The sequence below is a fragment of the Sinorhizobium sp. NFACC03 genome (assembly GCF_900103435.1).
Lineage (GTDB): Bacteria > Pseudomonadota > Alphaproteobacteria > Rhizobiales > Rhizobiaceae > Ensifer.
Genome location: NZ_FMXF01000023.1, coordinates 78416 through 95939 on the forward strand (window position 1 = coordinate 78416; position 17524 = coordinate 95939).

The 17524-nt window shown below is 61.4% G+C and carries 17 protein-coding genes and 1 tRNA gene; 7 read left to right on the forward strand and 11 right to left on the reverse strand.

The window, feature by feature from the left end; genetic code table 11:
• From BLU35_RS24945 to BLU35_RS24975, 7 genes are all read right to left on the reverse strand, one after another.
• A complete protein-coding gene (locus tag BLU35_RS24945; RefSeq protein ID WP_093234907.1) occupies positions 1-1113 on the reverse strand; it encodes a DegT/DnrJ/EryC1/StrS family aminotransferase in 1113 nt (370 codons plus the stop codon).
• Between the two features lie 15 nt (positions 1114-1128).
• Positions 1129-1839, reverse strand: a complete 711-nt coding sequence (locus BLU35_RS24950) for a metallophosphoesterase family protein (RefSeq protein WP_093234908.1) — start codon at positions 1837-1839, stop codon at positions 1129-1131.
• Positions 1836-2831, reverse strand: a complete 996-nt coding sequence (locus tag BLU35_RS24955; RefSeq protein ID WP_093234909.1) for an ATP-grasp domain-containing protein — start codon at positions 2829-2831, stop codon at positions 1836-1838. The genes BLU35_RS24950 and BLU35_RS24955 overlap by 4 nt, the downstream gene beginning before the upstream one ends.
• Positions 2831-3706 (reverse strand): NAD-dependent epimerase/dehydratase family protein, encoded by an 876-nt coding sequence (locus BLU35_RS24960; protein WP_093234910.1) that lies wholly within the window; start codon positions 3704-3706, stop codon positions 2831-2833. The genes BLU35_RS24955 and BLU35_RS24960 overlap by 1 nt, the downstream gene beginning before the upstream one ends.
• Positions 3703-4428 (reverse strand): class I SAM-dependent methyltransferase, encoded by a 726-nt coding sequence (locus BLU35_RS24965; protein ID WP_199536444.1) that lies wholly within the window; start codon positions 4426-4428, stop codon positions 3703-3705. Before BLU35_RS24965 ends, BLU35_RS24960 begins: the two co-directional genes overlap by 4 nt.
• A complete protein-coding gene (locus BLU35_RS24970) occupies positions 4425-5141 on the reverse strand; it encodes a WbqC family protein (RefSeq protein WP_093234911.1) in 717 nt (238 codons plus the stop codon). Before BLU35_RS24970 ends, BLU35_RS24965 begins: the two co-directional genes overlap by 4 nt.
• Before the next feature lie 85 nt (positions 5142-5226).
• Positions 5227-5979: a cephalosporin hydroxylase family protein gene (locus BLU35_RS24975; RefSeq protein WP_093234912.1), complete on the reverse strand. Its 753-nt coding sequence runs from the start codon at positions 5977-5979 to the stop codon at positions 5227-5229.
• Positions 5980-6151: 172 nt separating this feature from the next.
• Here BLU35_RS24975 and rfbC point away from each other — a divergent pair, with 172 nt between their 5' ends.
• The 5 genes from rfbC to BLU35_RS25000 all read left to right on the forward strand — a co-directional run bounded on the left by rfbC (position 6152) and on the right by BLU35_RS25000 (position 9536).
• Complete coding sequence (rfbC, locus tag BLU35_RS24980) at positions 6152-6697, forward strand: dTDP-4-dehydrorhamnose 3,5-epimerase (RefSeq protein ID WP_093234913.1); 546 nt, start codon at positions 6152-6154, stop codon at positions 6695-6697.
• Positions 6698-6782: 85 nt separating this feature from the next.
• Positions 6783-7253, forward strand: a complete 471-nt coding sequence (locus tag BLU35_RS24985) for an aminoacyl-tRNA deacylase (RefSeq protein ID WP_057249136.1) — start codon at positions 6783-6785, stop codon at positions 7251-7253.
• 73 nt (positions 7254-7326) lie between these two features.
• Positions 7327-7797, forward strand: a complete 471-nt coding sequence (locus tag BLU35_RS24990; protein ID WP_353615045.1) for a hypothetical protein — start codon at positions 7327-7329, stop codon at positions 7795-7797.
• Between the two features lie 510 nt (positions 7798-8307).
• Positions 8308-8985: a L,D-transpeptidase gene (locus BLU35_RS24995; RefSeq protein ID WP_093234914.1), complete on the forward strand. Its 678-nt coding sequence runs from the start codon at positions 8308-8310 to the stop codon at positions 8983-8985.
• A complete protein-coding gene (locus tag BLU35_RS25000) occupies positions 8982-9536 on the forward strand; it encodes an OmpA family protein (protein ID WP_093234915.1) in 555 nt (184 codons plus the stop codon). Before BLU35_RS24995 ends, BLU35_RS25000 begins: the two co-directional genes overlap by 4 nt.
• A 198-nt stretch (positions 9537-9734) precedes the next feature.
• On the opposite strand, the gene BLU35_RS25005 is transcribed toward BLU35_RS25000, so the two are convergent.
• The 4 genes from BLU35_RS25005 to xylF all read right to left on the reverse strand — a co-directional run bounded on the left by BLU35_RS25005 (position 9735) and on the right by xylF (position 13396).
• Positions 9735-9811: transfer RNA gene (locus tag BLU35_RS25005), tRNA-Arg, on the reverse strand.
• Positions 9812-10007: 196 nt separating this feature from the next.
• Entirely contained in the window at positions 10008-10793 is a 786-nt protein-coding gene (locus BLU35_RS25010) for an ATP-binding cassette domain-containing protein (RefSeq protein WP_034793927.1), read from the reverse strand.
• A 12-nt stretch (positions 10794-10805) separates the two neighbouring features.
• Complete coding sequence (locus tag BLU35_RS25015) at positions 10806-12131, reverse strand: sugar ABC transporter permease (RefSeq protein ID WP_057249109.1); 1326 nt, start codon at positions 12129-12131, stop codon at positions 10806-10808.
• Between the two features lie 227 nt (positions 12132-12358).
• Positions 12359-13396 carry a D-xylose ABC transporter substrate-binding protein gene (xylF, locus tag BLU35_RS25020; protein ID WP_093234916.1) on the reverse strand — a complete coding sequence of 346 codons (1038 nt, stop codon included), beginning with the start codon at positions 13394-13396 and terminating at the stop codon, positions 12359-12361.
• Between the two features lie 349 nt (positions 13397-13745).
• Between xylF and BLU35_RS25025 the strand changes: the two genes are divergently transcribed.
• The gene (locus BLU35_RS25025) at positions 13746-14960 is read left to right on the forward strand and encodes an ROK family transcriptional regulator (protein ID WP_093234917.1); all 1215 of its coding nucleotides are present in this window, start codon (positions 13746-13748) and stop codon (positions 14958-14960) included.
• Between the two features lie 129 nt (positions 14961-15089).
• The gene (locus tag BLU35_RS25030; RefSeq protein WP_093234918.1) at positions 15090-17450 is read left to right on the forward strand and encodes a bifunctional diguanylate cyclase/phosphodiesterase; all 2361 of its coding nucleotides are present in this window, start codon (positions 15090-15092) and stop codon (positions 17448-17450) included.
• Positions 17451-17524: the final 74 nt, after the last annotated feature.

Sequence of the window (17524 nt, forward strand, 5' to 3'; positions counted from 1 at the left end):
TCAATGTGCTGCGCAGTCGCGCAGGACCTGCACGACCCGGCCGATCTCGTCAGACGTCATGTCGTGATAGCTCGGCAAATTGATCGCCCGGCCGGGAAGGTCATAGGCAACGGTGTTTGCCGACACACCTTCGAAGGGCGGCAGCGAGCTCAGCGGCCAGAAGAAGACGCGGGCGTCGATGTTTTCGGCGGCGAAAGCACCCTGAAGCTTCTCGCGCGTGACGTCGGTTTCCGGCGCGAAGACGACCGTCGGCATCCAGAAGCCGTTCTTCGTGTCTTCCGGTTCCGGATTCATGGAGATGGAGTTCACGCCCGCGAGCTGTTCCCTGTAGGCGTAGAAGATCTCGCGCTTGCGCTCGACCAGTTCGTTGACGCGTTCGATCTGCGCCAGGCCAACGGCCGCCTGAAGGTTCGACATCTTGTACTTGAACCCGACTTCGTCCGGCCAGAACTGTTTCTTTTGTCCGCGTGCCCGGCCGTGATTGGAAAGGGTCAGCACCTTTTCATAGAGCTTGCTGTCGCTGGTGACGAACATGCCGCCTTCGCCCGTCGTCATGGTCTTGGTGCCGTGGAAGGAAAATGCGCCGAAGGCGCCGAGCGAACCGGCCTTGCGCCCGCGCCATTCCGATCCGAGTGCTTCGGCTGCGTCTTCGACGATGGGGATGTTGTGCCGCGCACCGATTTCGAGCAGGCGGTCCATGTCGCAGAGATTGCCGTAGATATGCACGGCCATGATCGCCTTGGTCTTCGGCGTGATGGCCGCTTCGGCCTTGTCAGGGTCGATGCACCAGCTGTCGGCGAGCACATCGACGAAGACCGGTTTTGCTCCGAGGTGGACGATCGGGGCGGCGGATGCGGTCCAGTTCGTGTCAGCCAGGATGACTTCATCACCCGGCCCGACGCCGAGGGCGGCAAGGCCCATGTGCAGCGCGCCGGTGCAGCTCGATGTCGAGATCGCATGGGTGACATCGAGATGTGCCGCAAAGGCGGACTCGAAGCGATTGATGTAATCGTAGCAGCGCTCGCCCCAGCCGTTCGCCGCTGCATCGGTGGCATAGGCGACTTCGCGTTCGGTGATTGAGGGCTTGGTGTAGAGAATGCGAGGTTTCGTCATGTGGGTCGCCTGTGCTCAAGCCGATCGGTCGTTGGTTGCGTCTGCGGCAACGATCTTGTCAATCCGGCCGCCGATCTGCGCGCCGAGATAAAGGTTTTCGTAAAAGCGCTCCGGGAAGCCCGCCTGCCGCATGTGGTGGGCCGTCCTGTCGATGTCGTAGGCGACACGGTGGAGTTCGATGCCTGTCGGCGAGAGCGTCGCAAAGGCGGCGCGCGGGTCGCCGTCGCGCGGCTGCCCGACCGAGCCGGGATTGCAGAAGACCTTGCCGCCGATCTCCAGGCGCACCTGCACATGGGTGTGTCCGGCAAAAAGCCGTTCGCAGCCGTCGGGAAACTGCGCCTCCGAAACCTTGTAGAGATATTCGTCGATCGGATCCTGCCAGCTGCCGTGAACGAAATAGGTCGATCCATCGACGACGTAGGTTTGCGATCCGGCGAGCCAGGCGCGTTGATCGGCCGAAATGATGCCTCTCTGGTACTCGATGATGTCATTGACCATCTTCGATCGCGGGCAGCCTTCTCCGCTGACGATGTAATAATCGTGATTGCCCAGGATGTTTGCGATGCCGCGTGCTTTCAGCACGTCTACGCACTCGCCCGGCTGAGCGTAGTATCCGACGACGTCACCCAGCGACAGGATCGAGCTGCAGCCGAGTTCGTCGATGCGTGCGAGCACCGCCTCGAGTGCGGGAAGGTTGCCATGAATATCGGAAATGATGGCGATCATAGAACCACCAGGTCCTCGGAGTAGCGCCAGGCCCGGCCCGTCTTGATCTCCGGTGCTTCGGGTTTTCTCCCGTAAACGTAGTAGTCGAGCGCCATCGCCGCCTCGTTGTAGCCGAAGGCGGCACGCAGTGAGGTACTGCTCGAGAAGCGAGGATTGATTTCGAGCAGGTAGGGGATCGTGCCTTCCAGCCGGAACTGATAGTTCGTCGGTCCGAGCGGCTTGAAGTGTTGCGATAGCCTGCGCACGGCCTCGGTCAGGAGAGGCTCGTCGACGACTTCGGCATATTGGGTGTTGCCGGCGACGGACAGCTTGCGCTTGAAGACGATCGGCGGCAGCGTCGTGCCATCACCAAATCCGAACGCGCCGACCGTGTATTCCTGGTCGTTGCTGCCCACAAATTTCTGGATGAGGAAATCGTCCGCGCTCTTCAGGGTCCAATAATCGAAATCGGCCGCGTCCCGCAGGAGTGCTATTCCCCGGGAGCCGTTGCCGCGACGGGGCTTCAGCAGCAGCGGCAAGGGGCCGAGCTCGCGGGTGCAAGCTTCCAGGCTGCGGCTAAGCGTGCTCGGAATGGCCGGAAGGTCCGCTTGCAGCAGTGCCTCGCCCATGTCCCATTTGTCCTGCGCCAGCGCGATCAGCGGCGAGCTGTTCAAGACGACGCGCGTCTCGGTCGCCTCGAAGCGTGCACGGTTGTCATTGAAGAACAGGACATCGAGTTCCAGGCCGGGTAGCACCAGTGCGACGTTTTCTCGCCGAAGCAGTTCCAGCCAGAACTCCAGATATACGGGAGAGGTCTCATCGCATGATGGCTTGGCGACGAAGTCGTCGCAGAAGTGTCGACCGATGCCATTGGCATCACGATCGATGCCGATGATACGGATCGGTGCTTCCAATCGGCGGAGCGACGCGACGATACCCTGGCCGATGATTGCGCCTACCGCAGTCACCACGACCGTAATCGGCTGTTTCGATTGCTTTGTGTCGTCGTGCATTACTTGACGTCCATCGGGCCGAATGCTTCGGCGGTTCCGGCTGATTTGATCATGGCAATCCCGTCTCGCATCGTGATCAGAGGCGGCATGCCCAACTCGGCCAGTGTTTCCGCACCATCAGGAAAATTCACCTTCCGAAAGGGAGCCTTCTCCGCCGCGATCACGACATTGCCCCCGAGCCCGAAGGTTTCATAGGCGATTTCAGCGATCCTGTCGCAGGTCATCGCCTCCGTGTGAACCGCATTGCAAACACCGGATATGCCCGTTTCGGCCGCGCGGATCATCATATCTGCCGCGTCCTGCACGTGCAGGAAGTTGCGCACACCATGGGAAGCAGGCATGCGAAGGTCGAGCCCACGGGACGCGTAGGCGATGATACGCCCCATCCACGGCTGGTGGGCGCAGCAGCGGCCCTCCACGTCATAAAGCTGCGAGAAGCGAAGGCTGCAGAAGCGAAAGCCCAGTTTCTGCGAGCTCCATTCCAGCATTTGCTCTGCCAGTTGCTTGGTGAGTCCGTAGGATGTCAGGGGTGCCGCATCCAGCGTCGCGTCCGAGGAAAGCGATCCGGCGTATATGACCGCCCTGGTCTGCAGCCGTTTGGCGAGCTCGGCGACGTGAAGCGCGCTTGCGGCATTTGCCGCAAAGTTTTGCTGTATCCCCGATGGACCGTCGTCGGCGAAGCTCGCTGCACAATGGAACAGCACGTCCGCGGTCAGGCCATCCGGTGCCTTTGCCGAGCCGCCTTCGATGTCGAAGACGATGTCATCTGTCTTCGCCCGGCCGACACTGATGGTCTCGACGCCCATGTTCCGCAGGCGCGCGACAAGCTGGCCCCCCAACATCGAGCGCGTGCCGATGATGGCGGCGGTCTTCATGCCAATTCTGCTTCCATCAACAGGCCGACGCAAAGATCGGGGAACTCAATGCCGACCTTGAGCATGGCATGCAGATTGGCCTCGAAATCGGGCAGCGTCTGCAACACGGGCAATGGCAAAGGCTTCAGATAGATGCCTTCCTCGTGCACCACGCGGAAGCCATGATTTTCGAGTTCGGCGCGGAAAGTGTCCCGGCAATATTGGCGCTTGTGGCCGAGCGCCAGATCGTTGGCGTTCAGGCTGTAGATGTCGTCGATCTTGCCGAGTTCCACGCCCAGTCGTCTGTTCAACGACTTGGCATTCGGCACCGCGGCGAACAGACGGCCATTGGGTTTCAGGAAGCGCCGGAACCGGTCGAGGACGAGGCCCGGATCGTCGACATGCTCGAGAACAAAACCCATGATGATGACGTCGAAGCGCTCATCCGTTTCGAAGTCTTCGAAATAGGAGAAGACGATCTCGCCGGAAAAGTCCGGGCTGTTCTTCTTGAAAAGATCAATGACGAACTGCGAGCCTTCCACGATTACGTGGCGGTCGCAGACCTTGTTGAAAAGGTGAGGGGTGTAGCCGTGGCCAATTCCAAGATCGAGCAGCGATTGGCATTTGCCAAAGCGTTCGACCATGCGCTGCGGATACCAGTTGAGAATGAGATTGTTCTCGATCGATGTGACTGCGTTTGGAAGATATTCCGACGCCACGTTATCCAGGTTCTCGGATTTCACTTGGTAAACTCCCTCCAATCGACAGTTTCGGAATGCACGACACTTGCGCCCTTGGTACCGCAATTGGCGACGAGGTCCAATGCCGTCACATAAGGGGTGAACTCTCCGTGCATCTGCGGGTAGGGTGTACGTTCGTAGTTCATGTACTGAACCGATATTCCGTTGCGATTGAAGAGATCGTGATCGAGATAGTTCCGTGCGCCGTGGCCGGTGATGTAAACCGTCCCTTCGAGATGCGCAGTGATGTCGTATACTCTCTCGCTGCTCGCACCGCCAATGGTCAGCGTGTCCGACGAGACGAACTTCGGTCTGTCCAGATTGAAGTAGGCAGCAAGCGCGAGCATGGAATTGCGTGCAACATCCGCAATCGTCGATGCGTCCTTTGCGAACACATCGTCGACCAGTTCCAGCATATCCTTGGCGAAGGGGGCCTTCATATAGGCCTGCCGGAGGATATCGCGGTGGCGGGCCCGCCAGTCGTCTCGATTGTCGATCAGCACTTCATCGATCCGCTGCCCCATGCGAAGGTCTTTCAAGGGCACGGTCAGCCAGCGGACGCCGTTCTGGGTCTTGATCTGTACGCGGTTTGTGAAGCTGCCGCGCGAGAACTGCACATCGTCGTAGTGGACGAACACGTCCGCCAGTTTGATCTGCTCCAGCATCCCAACCCAAGGAAAGTACATGGATTGTGAGATGACAATATTCCGAGTCATCCGGTACTTGCCTAGTGTTCGTGTTTTCGCGATCGAGAGTTGGCGAGCGGCACGAAGGCCTGGTCGAGCCGCTCTTTTCGTGCCCCTACTTTTCGATGCAGCGCAGATAGCCGCGCGGCGAGCTTGAAAGGACGAGCTTGCCGTTCAAGGCCTCATCGGTCTCGAAGCGGGTCGATTCTTCCATGTACGCCTTGAGCGCCGCATAGGGCTCGTCACCGGCGCGCCAGATTTTCGAGCGTTTGGTGGGTGTTTGCGATGAATCGGCCCATCCAAGGACCGTATCTGCAACAACCATGTACTGACCTTCGGTGACCAGCGGGCCATAGGTGCGCAGTTCATCCAGCACGTGGTCGCGGCTGTGGTCGCTGTCGAGCACGACCATGACCGAGGCGCCCTCAGGAATTTCCGCCTTCACCTTTGCCAGCGTCTCGGCGGTCGTCGACGGACCTTCGATCAGCGTAATACGCGATGACATCGGATGCTTTTCGATCGAATCCCGATTGTGCGCACGGATGTCGATATCGACGCCGATGACCTTGCCCTTGCCGATCAGTTGCAGCATCGCGGCCATGAAGATCACCGAACCGCCGCGGGCGACGCCCGTTTCGATGATGACGTCCGGCTTGGTGTTCCAGATCACTTCCTGGGTCGCCATGACATCGGCCGGCATCTGGATGATCGGCACGCCCATGAACGACCAGAGATAGGCATAGTCGTATTTGTCGAGCGTCACCAATGTCTCGAGCGACTGGCGAAAGGCGTCCTCGTCCTTGCCGAGCGCGAGCGACATTTCCTTCTTGTGAGCCTCGAATGCGAGACGATCGTCTGCTGCTGCCATAACTGCTACCCTTTATTCGGATACGCCGCAGGTCACGATTCGCGATCTTGCAGCCTCGTCGATTCGTAACGCTTTCCTGTGAACGCTTTCATGTCGATAATTGCAAATACGGTCAAGGCCGGTTTCTTAAGGGGGGAATGCGGGGGCGCCTCGCTCACTCGTGGAAGTTTCAATGTCGCGTTTTGACCGTATTCCTACACCCCTGTCGGGTCTCATTGTTGTCGAACGCCAGCGCTTTGGCGACGATCGCGGCTTCTTTTCACGTTTCTTCTGCCGCGAGGAACTCGCCGATTTTGGCGCCGGCGGCTCTATTGCCCAGATCAATCATACGCTTACGCGGGTGGCAGGCACGGTTCGCGGCATGCATTTCCAGCGCGCGCCGCATGACGAGACGAAATTTGTCTCCTGTCTCGCGGGCAAAATCTTCGATGTCGCCGTCGATATGCGGCCGGACTCTCCGACCTATCTTCAGTGGCATGGCGAGGTGCTGAGCGCCGAGAACGGCCGGTCGATGATGATCCCCGGTGGTTTCGCGCATGGATTCCAGACGCTTTCCGCTGATTGTGAGCTGATTTATTTGCACGACAAACCCTATGCGCCCGATGCCGAGGGCGGGCTCAATGCCCTGGATCCGCGGCTCGCGATCGCCTGGCCGCTGCCGGTCGCCCAGATGTCGGCGCGTGACCAGGCCTTTGCTATGCTGAAGGACGAGCGCTGATCGTCGGTCCCGTCCGTCGTTGACTTCGTGGTGGATGGGAGGACAATAACCTTTCCGCGCCACCACGGAAGAAGGGGTGTCGACGATGACGATCGCCAGAAAACTACAAGACTATATCGATGGTGCGGGTGTCGCCTATGACACCGTCGCCCATCACCGCACAGCCACCACCAGCCAGACGGCGAGAGCGGCACATGTGCCCGGCAGCAGGCTTGCCAAGTCCGTGGTCGTCCACCACGAGATGGGGTACGTGCTTGCCGTTGTGCCGAGCACGCACCGGGTTGAGCTCTCCACCTTGCAGGACGTGATGGACCGGCGCCTCGGTCTCGCTTCGGAAGAGGAAGTCTGCAACCTCTTCGCCGATTGCGATATCGGCGCGGTGCCGCCGATAGGCTCGGCCTATGACGTGCCGGTGTTGCTCGACGAAAGTCTGGGCGACGTAAACGACGTCTACTTCGAGGGCGGCGACCACAGGACGCTGGTGCACATGAGCGGATCGAACTTCCGCAACCTGATGAAGGGTGCGCAGATCGCCCGCTTCAGCCACCCGGCCTGACGGCCGCTCAGAGAATTTGCCAAGCCGGCGGTTCGCCGGGGCAGCGTTCGCGCGCCGTTCTCCTGGGTCGGAGATGACCGCCAACCAGCGGTCGAGCATTGCCGAGTTCGAATGCAGCCTGTCGGGCTTGTCAAAGCGGGAGCTTGGCGTCACCATCATGTTCGACGGACACCTTATCTATACCGGGTTGGGGGGATCGATGGTGCGCATACGCTCTACGAATATGTCCAAGTCTCTGACACCGCTGCTGGTTGCGGCCAGCGCTCAGGCTTTCGGATCCGTTGCCCTCGCGGAGGGCAATCTGTTCGATCAGTTTCCGTTCGCTGTCGCCTGCGAATACAAGGGCACGCAGCATGCCTTTTACCTGTCGAAGCTAACGGCCGATGGCACGGCGACCTACTTGGCCTCGGACAACTTCGCCGGGACGATTACCCTGGGCGGAGGGGCGAAGGCCGTAGGCACAGAACAGGGCGGAAGCTGCCTCGGCAAGACGGTCGAAGAGCTGAGAGAATCGGGCCAGGCGCGGGACATCAGGGCCAACTAAAGCGCGTCGCGATCTTTCAGATTCGCTCCTTGCGCTTTAAGTTTCTGATATTTCGCGTGTCGTTATCGCAAAACCGCTGTGCACTTTTGCGCGACAGGCTTTAGGACCGCGCTCGTCAACGAGCCTGTTGCAGGTGACGTGATCGACAACCGCTGCCTTGGTTCCAAGATGCCGCGAGGGTATGTTCGCCCAAATGTCGTCATCCGATGTTGTAAAATTCGACAATAACCAATGTGCCATTGTTGCGACTACTGAGAAGAGCCAATCGATTATGGCGCTTCACAAGCGTCACTTGCCGGTGCTGCTCGCGGGGGCGGCCGATCCGGTGATAGATCCTATCCTCTAGACCTGCAGAGCAGGAAAAATCGCCTGATAGTTCTGCAACTGTCGGCGAAACGCTTCTTGCAAAACAGTCATTGAAAGAATCGGTGCCTGATAATTTTCCGTTGTGGCAAATGAAAAATCTGATTTACTGCGGCTCGCTGCTTGGCTTTTCGGGGGATATTGCCGATGGAATGCACCCGCAGGGATATTATGCTTGGTGGTTTGGCGCTGCTTAGCGCCGGCGCAGCCCAGAAACCGGCCTTCGCTGCCGCGACGTCCTATTTTTCCGACCCCGCGGTCGACAATGGCGTGACCTACCGAAGCACGAATTTCGCCAAGATCGACAGGAAATGGCAGCGTCAGGTCGTCAAGTATTTCAGCACCGAGCCGATCGGCACGGTCGTCGTGGATACCAGGCACCATTTTCTCTACCTAATCATGGAGAACAAGACAGCCATCCGCTATGGCGTCGGCGTCGGACGCGAGGGCTTCAAATGGTATGGCCGCGCTACGATCGATCGCAAATCGCTCTGGCCGCGCTGGACGCCGCCGCCGGAAATGCGCGAGCGTCACCCCGAACTGCCTGAGTTCGTCGAGGGAGGCTCGCCGAAGAACCCGCTTGGCCCGCGCGCCATGTACCTGCTTCGTGATGGCGTCGATACCGGCTATCGCTTCCACGGTACGCTGGAGCCGGGCAGCATCGGCAAGGATGCCTCCAGCGGCTGCATCCGCATGTTCAACGAGGACGCGATCGATCTTTATCAGCGCTGCCCCATCGGCACCGCCGTGCAAGTCCTGCCGCACATTGCCGACAAGGCCCCCGAGGTCAGCCAAGCAACCCCGGTCGCAACCCAGGTCGAATGAGGAATACCACCCCGATGCCCGCTATGCTCGGATATACGAGGCTGCTTTCTGCTGCGGCCATTCTGCTGACGCTGACCGCCTGCAACACCACCGAGATCGCCGCGGTCGAAGAACCGGCCGCGGTGCCGATGACCGGAAAAACCGACGATCCGGCGCCCGGCTTCGAGACTGTCTCGGCCGGCAGCGAAGAGGATTTCATCCTCAATGTCGGCCGCCGGACCTATTTCACCCAGGACTCGGCCACGCTCGATACCGTCGCCAAGGCAACCTTGGACAAGCAGGCGATCTGGCTCAACAGCAACCCGCGCTGGCTCGTCAAGCTGCAGGGCTTTTCCGACGACAGCGGATCCGCATCAAAGATGGCGACGTTGTCGCAGCAGCGCGCCGATGCGGCGATGGCCTATCTTGCCTCGAAGGGCGTGGACCCCAACCGCATGTGGGCCAAGGGGTATGGAAACGACCGCGAGGTGCGCGACTGCACGGAGCGCTCCTGCAAGGTGCAGAACCGCCGCGTCGTCTCCAATCTGCGCACGGAACGCGACGCGCTCTGATCGCGTGGTGCCTCGCGACTATTCGGAACCTTTATTTGGCAATAGACCTTCGCTTCTTTACGTGCGGGGATGTCGCGCTGAAACGCAGGCTTACCCGGCGAGCAGCGGGTCTCACAAAGGGCAACGCTTGGTGATACCGGCCCGCGTAAAAGCCAAGGACCGAAAACGTGGCGGTGAAGCTGAGAGACGGCAACTAGATGGCGCACCCGACAGGATTCGAACCTGTGACCTTTGGAATCGGAATCCAACACTCTATCCAGCTGAGCTACGGGTGCATCCGTTGGCGGCAGGGCCGCCGAAGCAGGCTGTGAGCGGTTCATAGCTTAGCTTTGGCGCCGCATCAATGGTGAAAAGGCGGAGTTCGCAGGGGAATTTGCGGTTGTTGCTGAAAATGCAACTGCTTGCCCTGTCTCTGCCGGTCGACAAACGTGCTCGGCGGCGGGCCGGTTAGGCCCGCCGCCGAGTGAGGGGTCACGCCACCTGCATGGCGCCGGGGCCGGGGATCGCTTTCGGCGGTACCTTGCCCATGATGATCATGCCGAGCACCTCGTCCTTGGTCACGTCTTCGGTGCGGGCCTGGCCGACGACCTGGCCGTTCTTCATCACCGAGACGCGGTCGGCGAGGTCGAAGACGTCGTGGATGTCGTGGCTGATCAGGAAGATGCCGATTCCTTCGCGCTTCAGTTGCTTGATGAGGTCACCGACCTGGGCGGTTTCCTGTGGCCCGAGCGCTGCCGTCGGCTCGTCCATGATCAGGATGCGGGCATCGAAGAGGATCGCGCGCGCGATCGCCACCGATTGCCGCTGGCCGCCGGAAAGCGCCTTCACCGGTTCCTTGAAGCGTTGGAAGTTGGGATTGAGACGCCCCATGACTTCGCGGGCCTTGGCCTCCATCGCCACGTCGTCGAGCGTGCCCCAGGGGGTGCGCAGCTCACGGCCGAGATAGAGATTGGCGGCGGCGTCGACATTGTCGGCGACGGCGAGCGTCTGGTAGATCGTCTCGATACCGTATTTCTTGGCGTCGCGCGGGTTGTTGATGTCCGCAGCCTCGCCATTGATCAGGATCTCGCCGGCATCGCGCTTGTAGGCGCCCGAGAGGATCTTGATCAGGGTCGACTTGCCGGCGCCGTTGTGGCCGAGCAGCGCCACGACCTCGCCGGGGTAGAGATCGACGGAGGCGTTGTCCACCGCGTGGATGCCGCCGAAGGAGATGGAAATGTTCTTCATTTCCACGAGCGGAGTGCGTTGGTCTTTCATGGATCGTACTCCTTACTTGGCGCGGGCGCGGTAGATGGTGTCGAGCCAGACGGCGACGACGAGAACCACGCCGACGACGATGCGCTGGAACGGACTGTCGATCCCCAGGAGCACCATGCCGGACTGTAGTGATTGCATGACGAGCGCGCCGATCATCGCGCCGGCAATCGTGCCGACGCCGCCGGCAAGCGAGGTGCCGCCGATGACCGCGGCGGCGATCGTGTAGAGCTCGTCGAGCTCGCCCTGCGCATTGGTCGCCGCATTGAGGCGGGCGGTTGAGATCGCCGCGGCAATGGCGCACAGAATGCCCATCAGTGTGAAGATCTTGACGGTGACCCAGCGCGTCTTGATGCCGGCAAGTTCGGCTGCTTCCGGGTTGCCGCCGAGCGCGAAGACGTAGCGGCCGAAGCGCAGCCGCGTGGCGATGAAGGTCATGACGATGCCGACGGCGATGGCGACGAGAACCGGAATGGCGATGCCATGCGAGATCTGCAGTCCGCCTTCCGGCCAGGCGATGCCGTTGGCGTCGGCATATTTGCGGGCGATGTTGGTCGGCCAGTAGTAGCTGTTGGCGACGGTGATTGCGCCCAGCACCAGGATACAACCGAGGATCGCCAGGAAGTACTCCGCCCAGACCGGGCGCAGCGGGAAGCGGAAGCGCTTGCGCTGCTTTCGCGAATTGAGGATGGCAGCGACGATGGCAATGCAGGCGAGGATGCCGACGATCCAGCTTGCCGTTGCGCCGATCGAGCCTTCGGTGCCGCCGCCCATCAGGCGGAAGGTGGTATTCATCGGCGCAACCGTCTGGCCGCTGGTCACGAACCAGGTGGCGCCGCGCCAGACGAGCAGGCCTCCGAGCGTGACGATGAAGGCGGGCACGTTGAGGAAGGCGACGATCGAGCCCTGGAGGGCGCCGATGGCGGCACCGACGGCGATGCCGCTCAAAAGCGTGATGATCCAGATGGCCGGATGTTCCAGGCCGAGATACTGCGGCAGGAATTTTACCTGCATGACGCCCATGACCATACCGCAGAAGCCCAGCACGGAGCCGACGGAAAGGTCGATGTTGCGGGTGACGATGATCAGCACCATGCCGGTCGCCATCACGGCGACGGAAGACGTCTGGACCGTCAGGTTCCACAGGTTGCGCGGCGTCAGGAACAGGCCGCCGGTCATGATCTGAAAGCCGATCCAGATGATGACGAGCGCGCCGACCATGCCGAGCAGCCGGGTGTCGATTTCGGTGGCGCGGAAGAAGCGCTTCACCGGGTTTTCGTCCGCTGTGCGGGCGCGGTTTGCTTGTGCGCCCTGCGTATTGCCTTGTGTGATGTCGGCCATGGACGTGCCTTCCCCCACTTTTTGTGTTGATGTCGTCGCGTCAGGTGGCACCAAGAGCCGGGATCGACGCGACAAGTCTGGTGCGACGGCAGAGATCGAGCGTTTTCGTTGAGCTGCGCTGGTTGTGCATCTGGCATTGTCCGCCCGGCACACACCTTGCGCAAGCGCCGCAACGGGTTGCGTTGCGGCGCTTGTCTGACGTCAGCGCTCAGTTCTGCTGATGCGGTTTATTTGCAAGCCGCGACGTCGCCCTTGACGCCCTGGCAGGCTTCTTCCTTGGAGATCCAGCCTGCGTCGATCACGATGTTCAGGTTGTCCTTGGTGATCGGCAGCGGTGCGAGGAAGACCGACTGCATGGCCACGCCCTTCGGCCCGCCGTTGAAGGTGGTGACGCCGGCGACTTCTTCCATCTTCTTGCCGCCGGCAAGTTCGACGGCGACTTCTGCTGCGCGCTTGCCGAGTTCACGGCTATCCTTCCAGACCGAGACGGTCTGCGTGCCCAAGGCAACGCGGTTCAGCGCCGCCTTGTCGGCGTCCTGGCCGGAGACCGGGACCGAGCCAGCGAGGCCTTGTGCATCGAGAGCCGCGATCGCGCCGCCGGCGGTGCCGTCGTTGGAGGCGACGACCGCATCGACCTTGTTGTCGTTGGCGGTCAGGAACTGCTCCATGTTCTTCTGGGCGTTCTCCGGCTTCCAGCCGTCCGTGTAGGCTTCGCCGACATTCTTGATCTTGCCGGCATCGACGGCTTCCTTCAGCACTTCCATCTGTCCGGAGAAGAGGAAGTCGGCGTTCGGGTCAGCCGAAGAACCCTTGATGAAGACGTAGTTGCCTTCCGGCTTCACCTTGAACACTTCGCGGGCCTGCATGCGGCCGACTTCCTTGTTGTCGAAGGTGATGTAGAAGGCGGCCGGGTTTTCGATCAGGCGGTCGTAGCCGACGACCGGGATGCCTTCGGCAGCGGCCTTTTCGATTGCCGGGCCGATGGCGTCGCTGTCCTGGGCAAGCACGATCAATGCATTGGCGCCCTGGGCGATCAGCGACTCGATGTCGGTCAGCTGCTTGGCGGCCGACGACTGTGCGTCAGCGGAGATGTACTTGTCGCCGGAGGCTTCGAGTGCTGCCTTGATGGCGGCTTCGTCGGTTTTCCAACGCTCTTCCTGGAAGTTGGACCAGGAAACGCCGACGACCAGGTCTTTTGCCTGGGCAACGGAATGCAGGGAAACGATGACGGCAACACCTGCCATCAGCTTTAAAACGGATTTCATTTCATCCTCCCGAGTGAGGGCCGGCCGAGCGTGCGAACCTCCCGCACCATCCTCCGCCAGCCTTGGAACGCTGTCGTAGATCGTGCCGCTACACCGTGCGGAATTATTTTCTCGACAGTCGAGAAAATGAATGTCATGGATTTTTGAGGCTGTCAACACGGCGTGAATGCGGTGGTTGCGGCATCAACAAGGTGCTTCGCGAGCGGTCGCGTCCGTTGTTTCTCGGCCGTCGAAAAAATCGGTGCCAGAAGGCTTTCGACAAAAAGCGTCCGGCGCCTTGTCTTGCCGCTCAACAGATGCTTTGGGAGGGGCATGTGTTCGAAGGATCCGCCACTGACAGGGACGTCTCATGCTGACCAAGTCCAGCACTGAGCTCGTGCGTCAGCAAAACAGCGCGCTGGTCCTTGCGGCGCTCAGGCGCGCCGGCAATCTCTCCCATACGGAAATTTCTGCTAATACGGGGCTTGCCTCGGCGACCGTTTCCGCGATCACGGCGGAGCTGGAAAAGGCGGGGGTGCTCGCCAAGGCCGAGCACCAGGTGCAGGGTGGGCGCGGGCGGCCGCGTGTCCTCTTCACGCCGCGGCGCGACTACGGCCATCTCGTGGTCGTCAGGATCTCCTCCGACATCGTGCAATATTCGCTGATCGATTACGGCGGCACGCTTCTCGACCGCTTCGACGAATCGCGAAACCACGACGAGCGCGGCACGATCCCTTTCGCTCGCGCATTCGTGGACGCGCTCGAACGTCTGCTGCAGCGCTCAAGGCTGGAGCGGGATCGCGTGCTCGCCGTTTCGATCAGCAGCAAGGGGCTGGTCGACAGCGACACGGCGCGGCTTTTGTGGTCGCCGGTCTTCGGTCGGGAAGAGCTGGATTTCGCTGCACTGCTTGCGCCGCAATGGCGCGCGAAAGTCATGCTCAGCAATGAGACTCTGCTGGTCGCGCAGGCGCTTGCAGCACAAGCCGAACGCAAACCGGAAGGCGGGTTCAGGGCGCTTGCGGCGATCTCTCTCGGCCACAGCATCGGCCTTGGCGTTGCCCGCAAGAGCCAGAGCGGCGAGATGGATGTCAGCGCGCCGAATTTCGGCCATATGCTGCACGCGCCGTCGGCGGGCCTCTGCCGTTGCGGCGCCTATGGCTGCATCGAGGCGGCAGCCGGTTTCTATGGGATTCTGCGTGCCGCCTTCGAGGTGCCGGCGGATACCATCCCCGCCAAGTTCGTTCCCGTCGCCGAGCTCGACAAGATTGCGGCCAGCGCGCGGCAGGGACATCGCATGGCCGGCTACGCGTTCCGCCAGGCGGGCATTGCGCTCGGCAACGGCATCTCGCGCATGCTGAGCCTTTACGAGCGCATGCCTGTCCACGTCACCGGGCCCGGCATCCGCTACTTCGATCTCATGCTGCCGGGGATCGAAGAAGGACTTGCCCAGTCCATGCAGGTCCGCCTTCAGGGCGCTCCCGAAATATCGGTCGCGCCCGACGAGCAACGCCTCGTCTTCGAGGGACATCTGGAGCGGGCGCTGGGCGCGATCGACGGCGATATTACCGCCACCGGCGTTTCCTGATGCGCGGTTGAAGTGCAACGCCTGACGCAACCTTTTTTGGGGTTGTATCGAAGGTGAGCACCTCCAGTAATACAATTTACAGTTATTTAGCGACTCCTTGTCAATGTGGCCGTGACGCGGGAGACACTCATGTTTTCAGTGATTGCATGCATACGCGATGACCATGACTGGCGCCTTATCGTGGCCGCCGCGATCGTCTGCCTGGCGGGTAGCGTCGCAACGATGTTGCTGTTGCTGCGCGCCCGGCGAAGCGAAGGTAGCCAGCGCAGCCTCTGGATCGCGGCCAGCGGTTTTGCCTGCGGTGTCGGTGTCTGGTCGACGCATTTCATCGCCATGCTGGCCTATGATGGTGGTGTGCCGGTTGCTTACGGCCTCTGGGGCACCGCTCTGTCGGTGGTCGTCGCCATAGCCGCGTCGTGGGTCGCCTTTGCAATCGGCCTCGGTGGTCGTTCGCGTCTCTCGATGTCCTGCGGCGGCTTCGTGCTTGGCGCCGGCGTCGCGGCGATGCATTTCACCGGCATGCAGGCGATCGAGATTCACGGGCACATAACCTACGATCCGCAAGCGACTGTTTCGGCGCTCGTCGTGGGAACGCTGCTGGCGGGTGCCGCGCTTCATGCTTTTCATGCCCTGCGCAGCATCCGGCGGCTGGTCGTCTCGTCCTTGCTGCTGGTACTGGCAATCTGCGCCATGCACTTCACGTCGATGAGCGGCGTGGCGCTCATGCCGGAGGCCAATGTGGCCGTCGCCGGAACCATTCATCCCGCCTGGCTTGCTGGCGGGGTCATCGCAGCCTCCACGACATTGATCGTGCTTGCCTTCGGCGCCCTCTTCGTCGATCGGCAGCTGACCGATCTCAGAGGGCTCGCCAACGCCTCGCTCGAAGGCATGGCGATCGTTTTCGATGGCGTCATCGTCGAAGCCAATGAGCGTTTCTCCGGCCTCACCGGTCGGACGTTTTCCGATCTGTCCGGGCGTCGCCCGTCGGAGATCTTCGTCTTCGGCGAAGAGGGGCTCGAGGGACACAGGCGTGGCGATGGTCCCGGCGAGATCGATCTTCTCAACGCCGATGGACGCACCATTCCCGTGGAATTCATGTGCCGGACGATCGAGTATCGTGGCCGCGAATGCGAAGTGATCTTCGTGCGCGACCTGAGGGCACGGAAGGAAGCCGAGCGCACGATCGAGCATCTGGCCCATCATGATGCGCTCACCGATTTGCCGAACCGCGCCTTCTTCGACCGCAGGCTGGCCCAGACGCTGGCGGCGGCCTCTGCGCGGGGCGAAGAGTTGGCAATCCTCTGCCTCGACCTCGACCGCTTCAAGGCAGTCAACGATATCTTCGGCCACGGCGAAGGCGACCGCATCCTGTGCAAGGTTGCCGATATCCTGCGCCAGGCTGCCGGAGAGCACGACACGGTCGCCCGGCTCGGCGGTGACGAGTTCGCAATCATCCACGTGGGCGGCAAGCGGCCGGCGGCGGCGCGCCAATTGACGGACCGCATCCTGGCGCTGTTTGCCGCGGAAATGGATACCAATCGCGATCCGACCGCCGTCGGCGTCAGCATTGGTGCTGCGCTCTATCCGGTCGACGGGCAGACGGCAGATCAGTTGCGCAACAATGCCGACACGGCACTCTACCGCGCCAAGCAGAGCGGCAAGGGCATCGCCTGCTTCTTCGACCGGGGAATGGATGAGGCGGTTCGCACCCGCCGGCAGATCGAGAACGACCTGCGCCATGCGGTGCTTCGTCGCCAGTTCTTTCTAGAATACCAGCCGCTGGTCGAAGTCCAGAGCGACAGGATCATCGGCTACGAGGCATTGCTGCGCTGGAACCATCCGCAGCGCGGGCTGATCGGCCCTGACGTGTTCATCCCGATCGCGGAGGAAAGCGGCTCGATCATCCAGATCGGCGAGTGGGTGCTGGAACAGGCCTGCACGGAGGCGGCAAAATGGAACGAGCCGCTGCCGATTTCCGTCAATATCTCGCCGGTCCAGTTCCTTCTGCCCAATCTCTTCGACCAGGTCGCGAGCATATTGCGTCGGACCGGCCTTGATCCCTGGCGGCTGGAGCTCGAAATCACCGAGGCGGCGCTGATGCACAATCGCGAGGATGTGCTGGCGGTGCTGGTTCGCCTGCGCGTCCTCGGCGTCCGGATCGTCATGGACGACTTCGGCACCGGACATTCTTCGCTGAGCAACCTGCAGACCTTCCCCTTCGACAAGCTGAAGATTGATTGCAGCTTCACCGCCGCCCTCGAAAGGGACCCTTCCGCACAGGCGATCGTCCGCGCCATCATCGCGCTCGGCCATAGCCTCAGGCTCGCGGTCGTGACCGAAGGCGTCGAAACCGAACGGCAGAGGCAGATCCTGGCGGAGGAGGGCTGCCTGCAGATCCAAGGTTACCTCTCCGGCCGACCGGGCGCTGCGCCCAGCACCGGCCAGGGAGCACCGCGATGGGAGAAGATGCCGGTGTGCGCCGAGGGCTGAGGCACCTGCGCGGGTGCCGGTTTGCCAGTGTGGTGACATGAAAAAAGCCGGGCGTGTGGCGCCCGGCCTTTCCA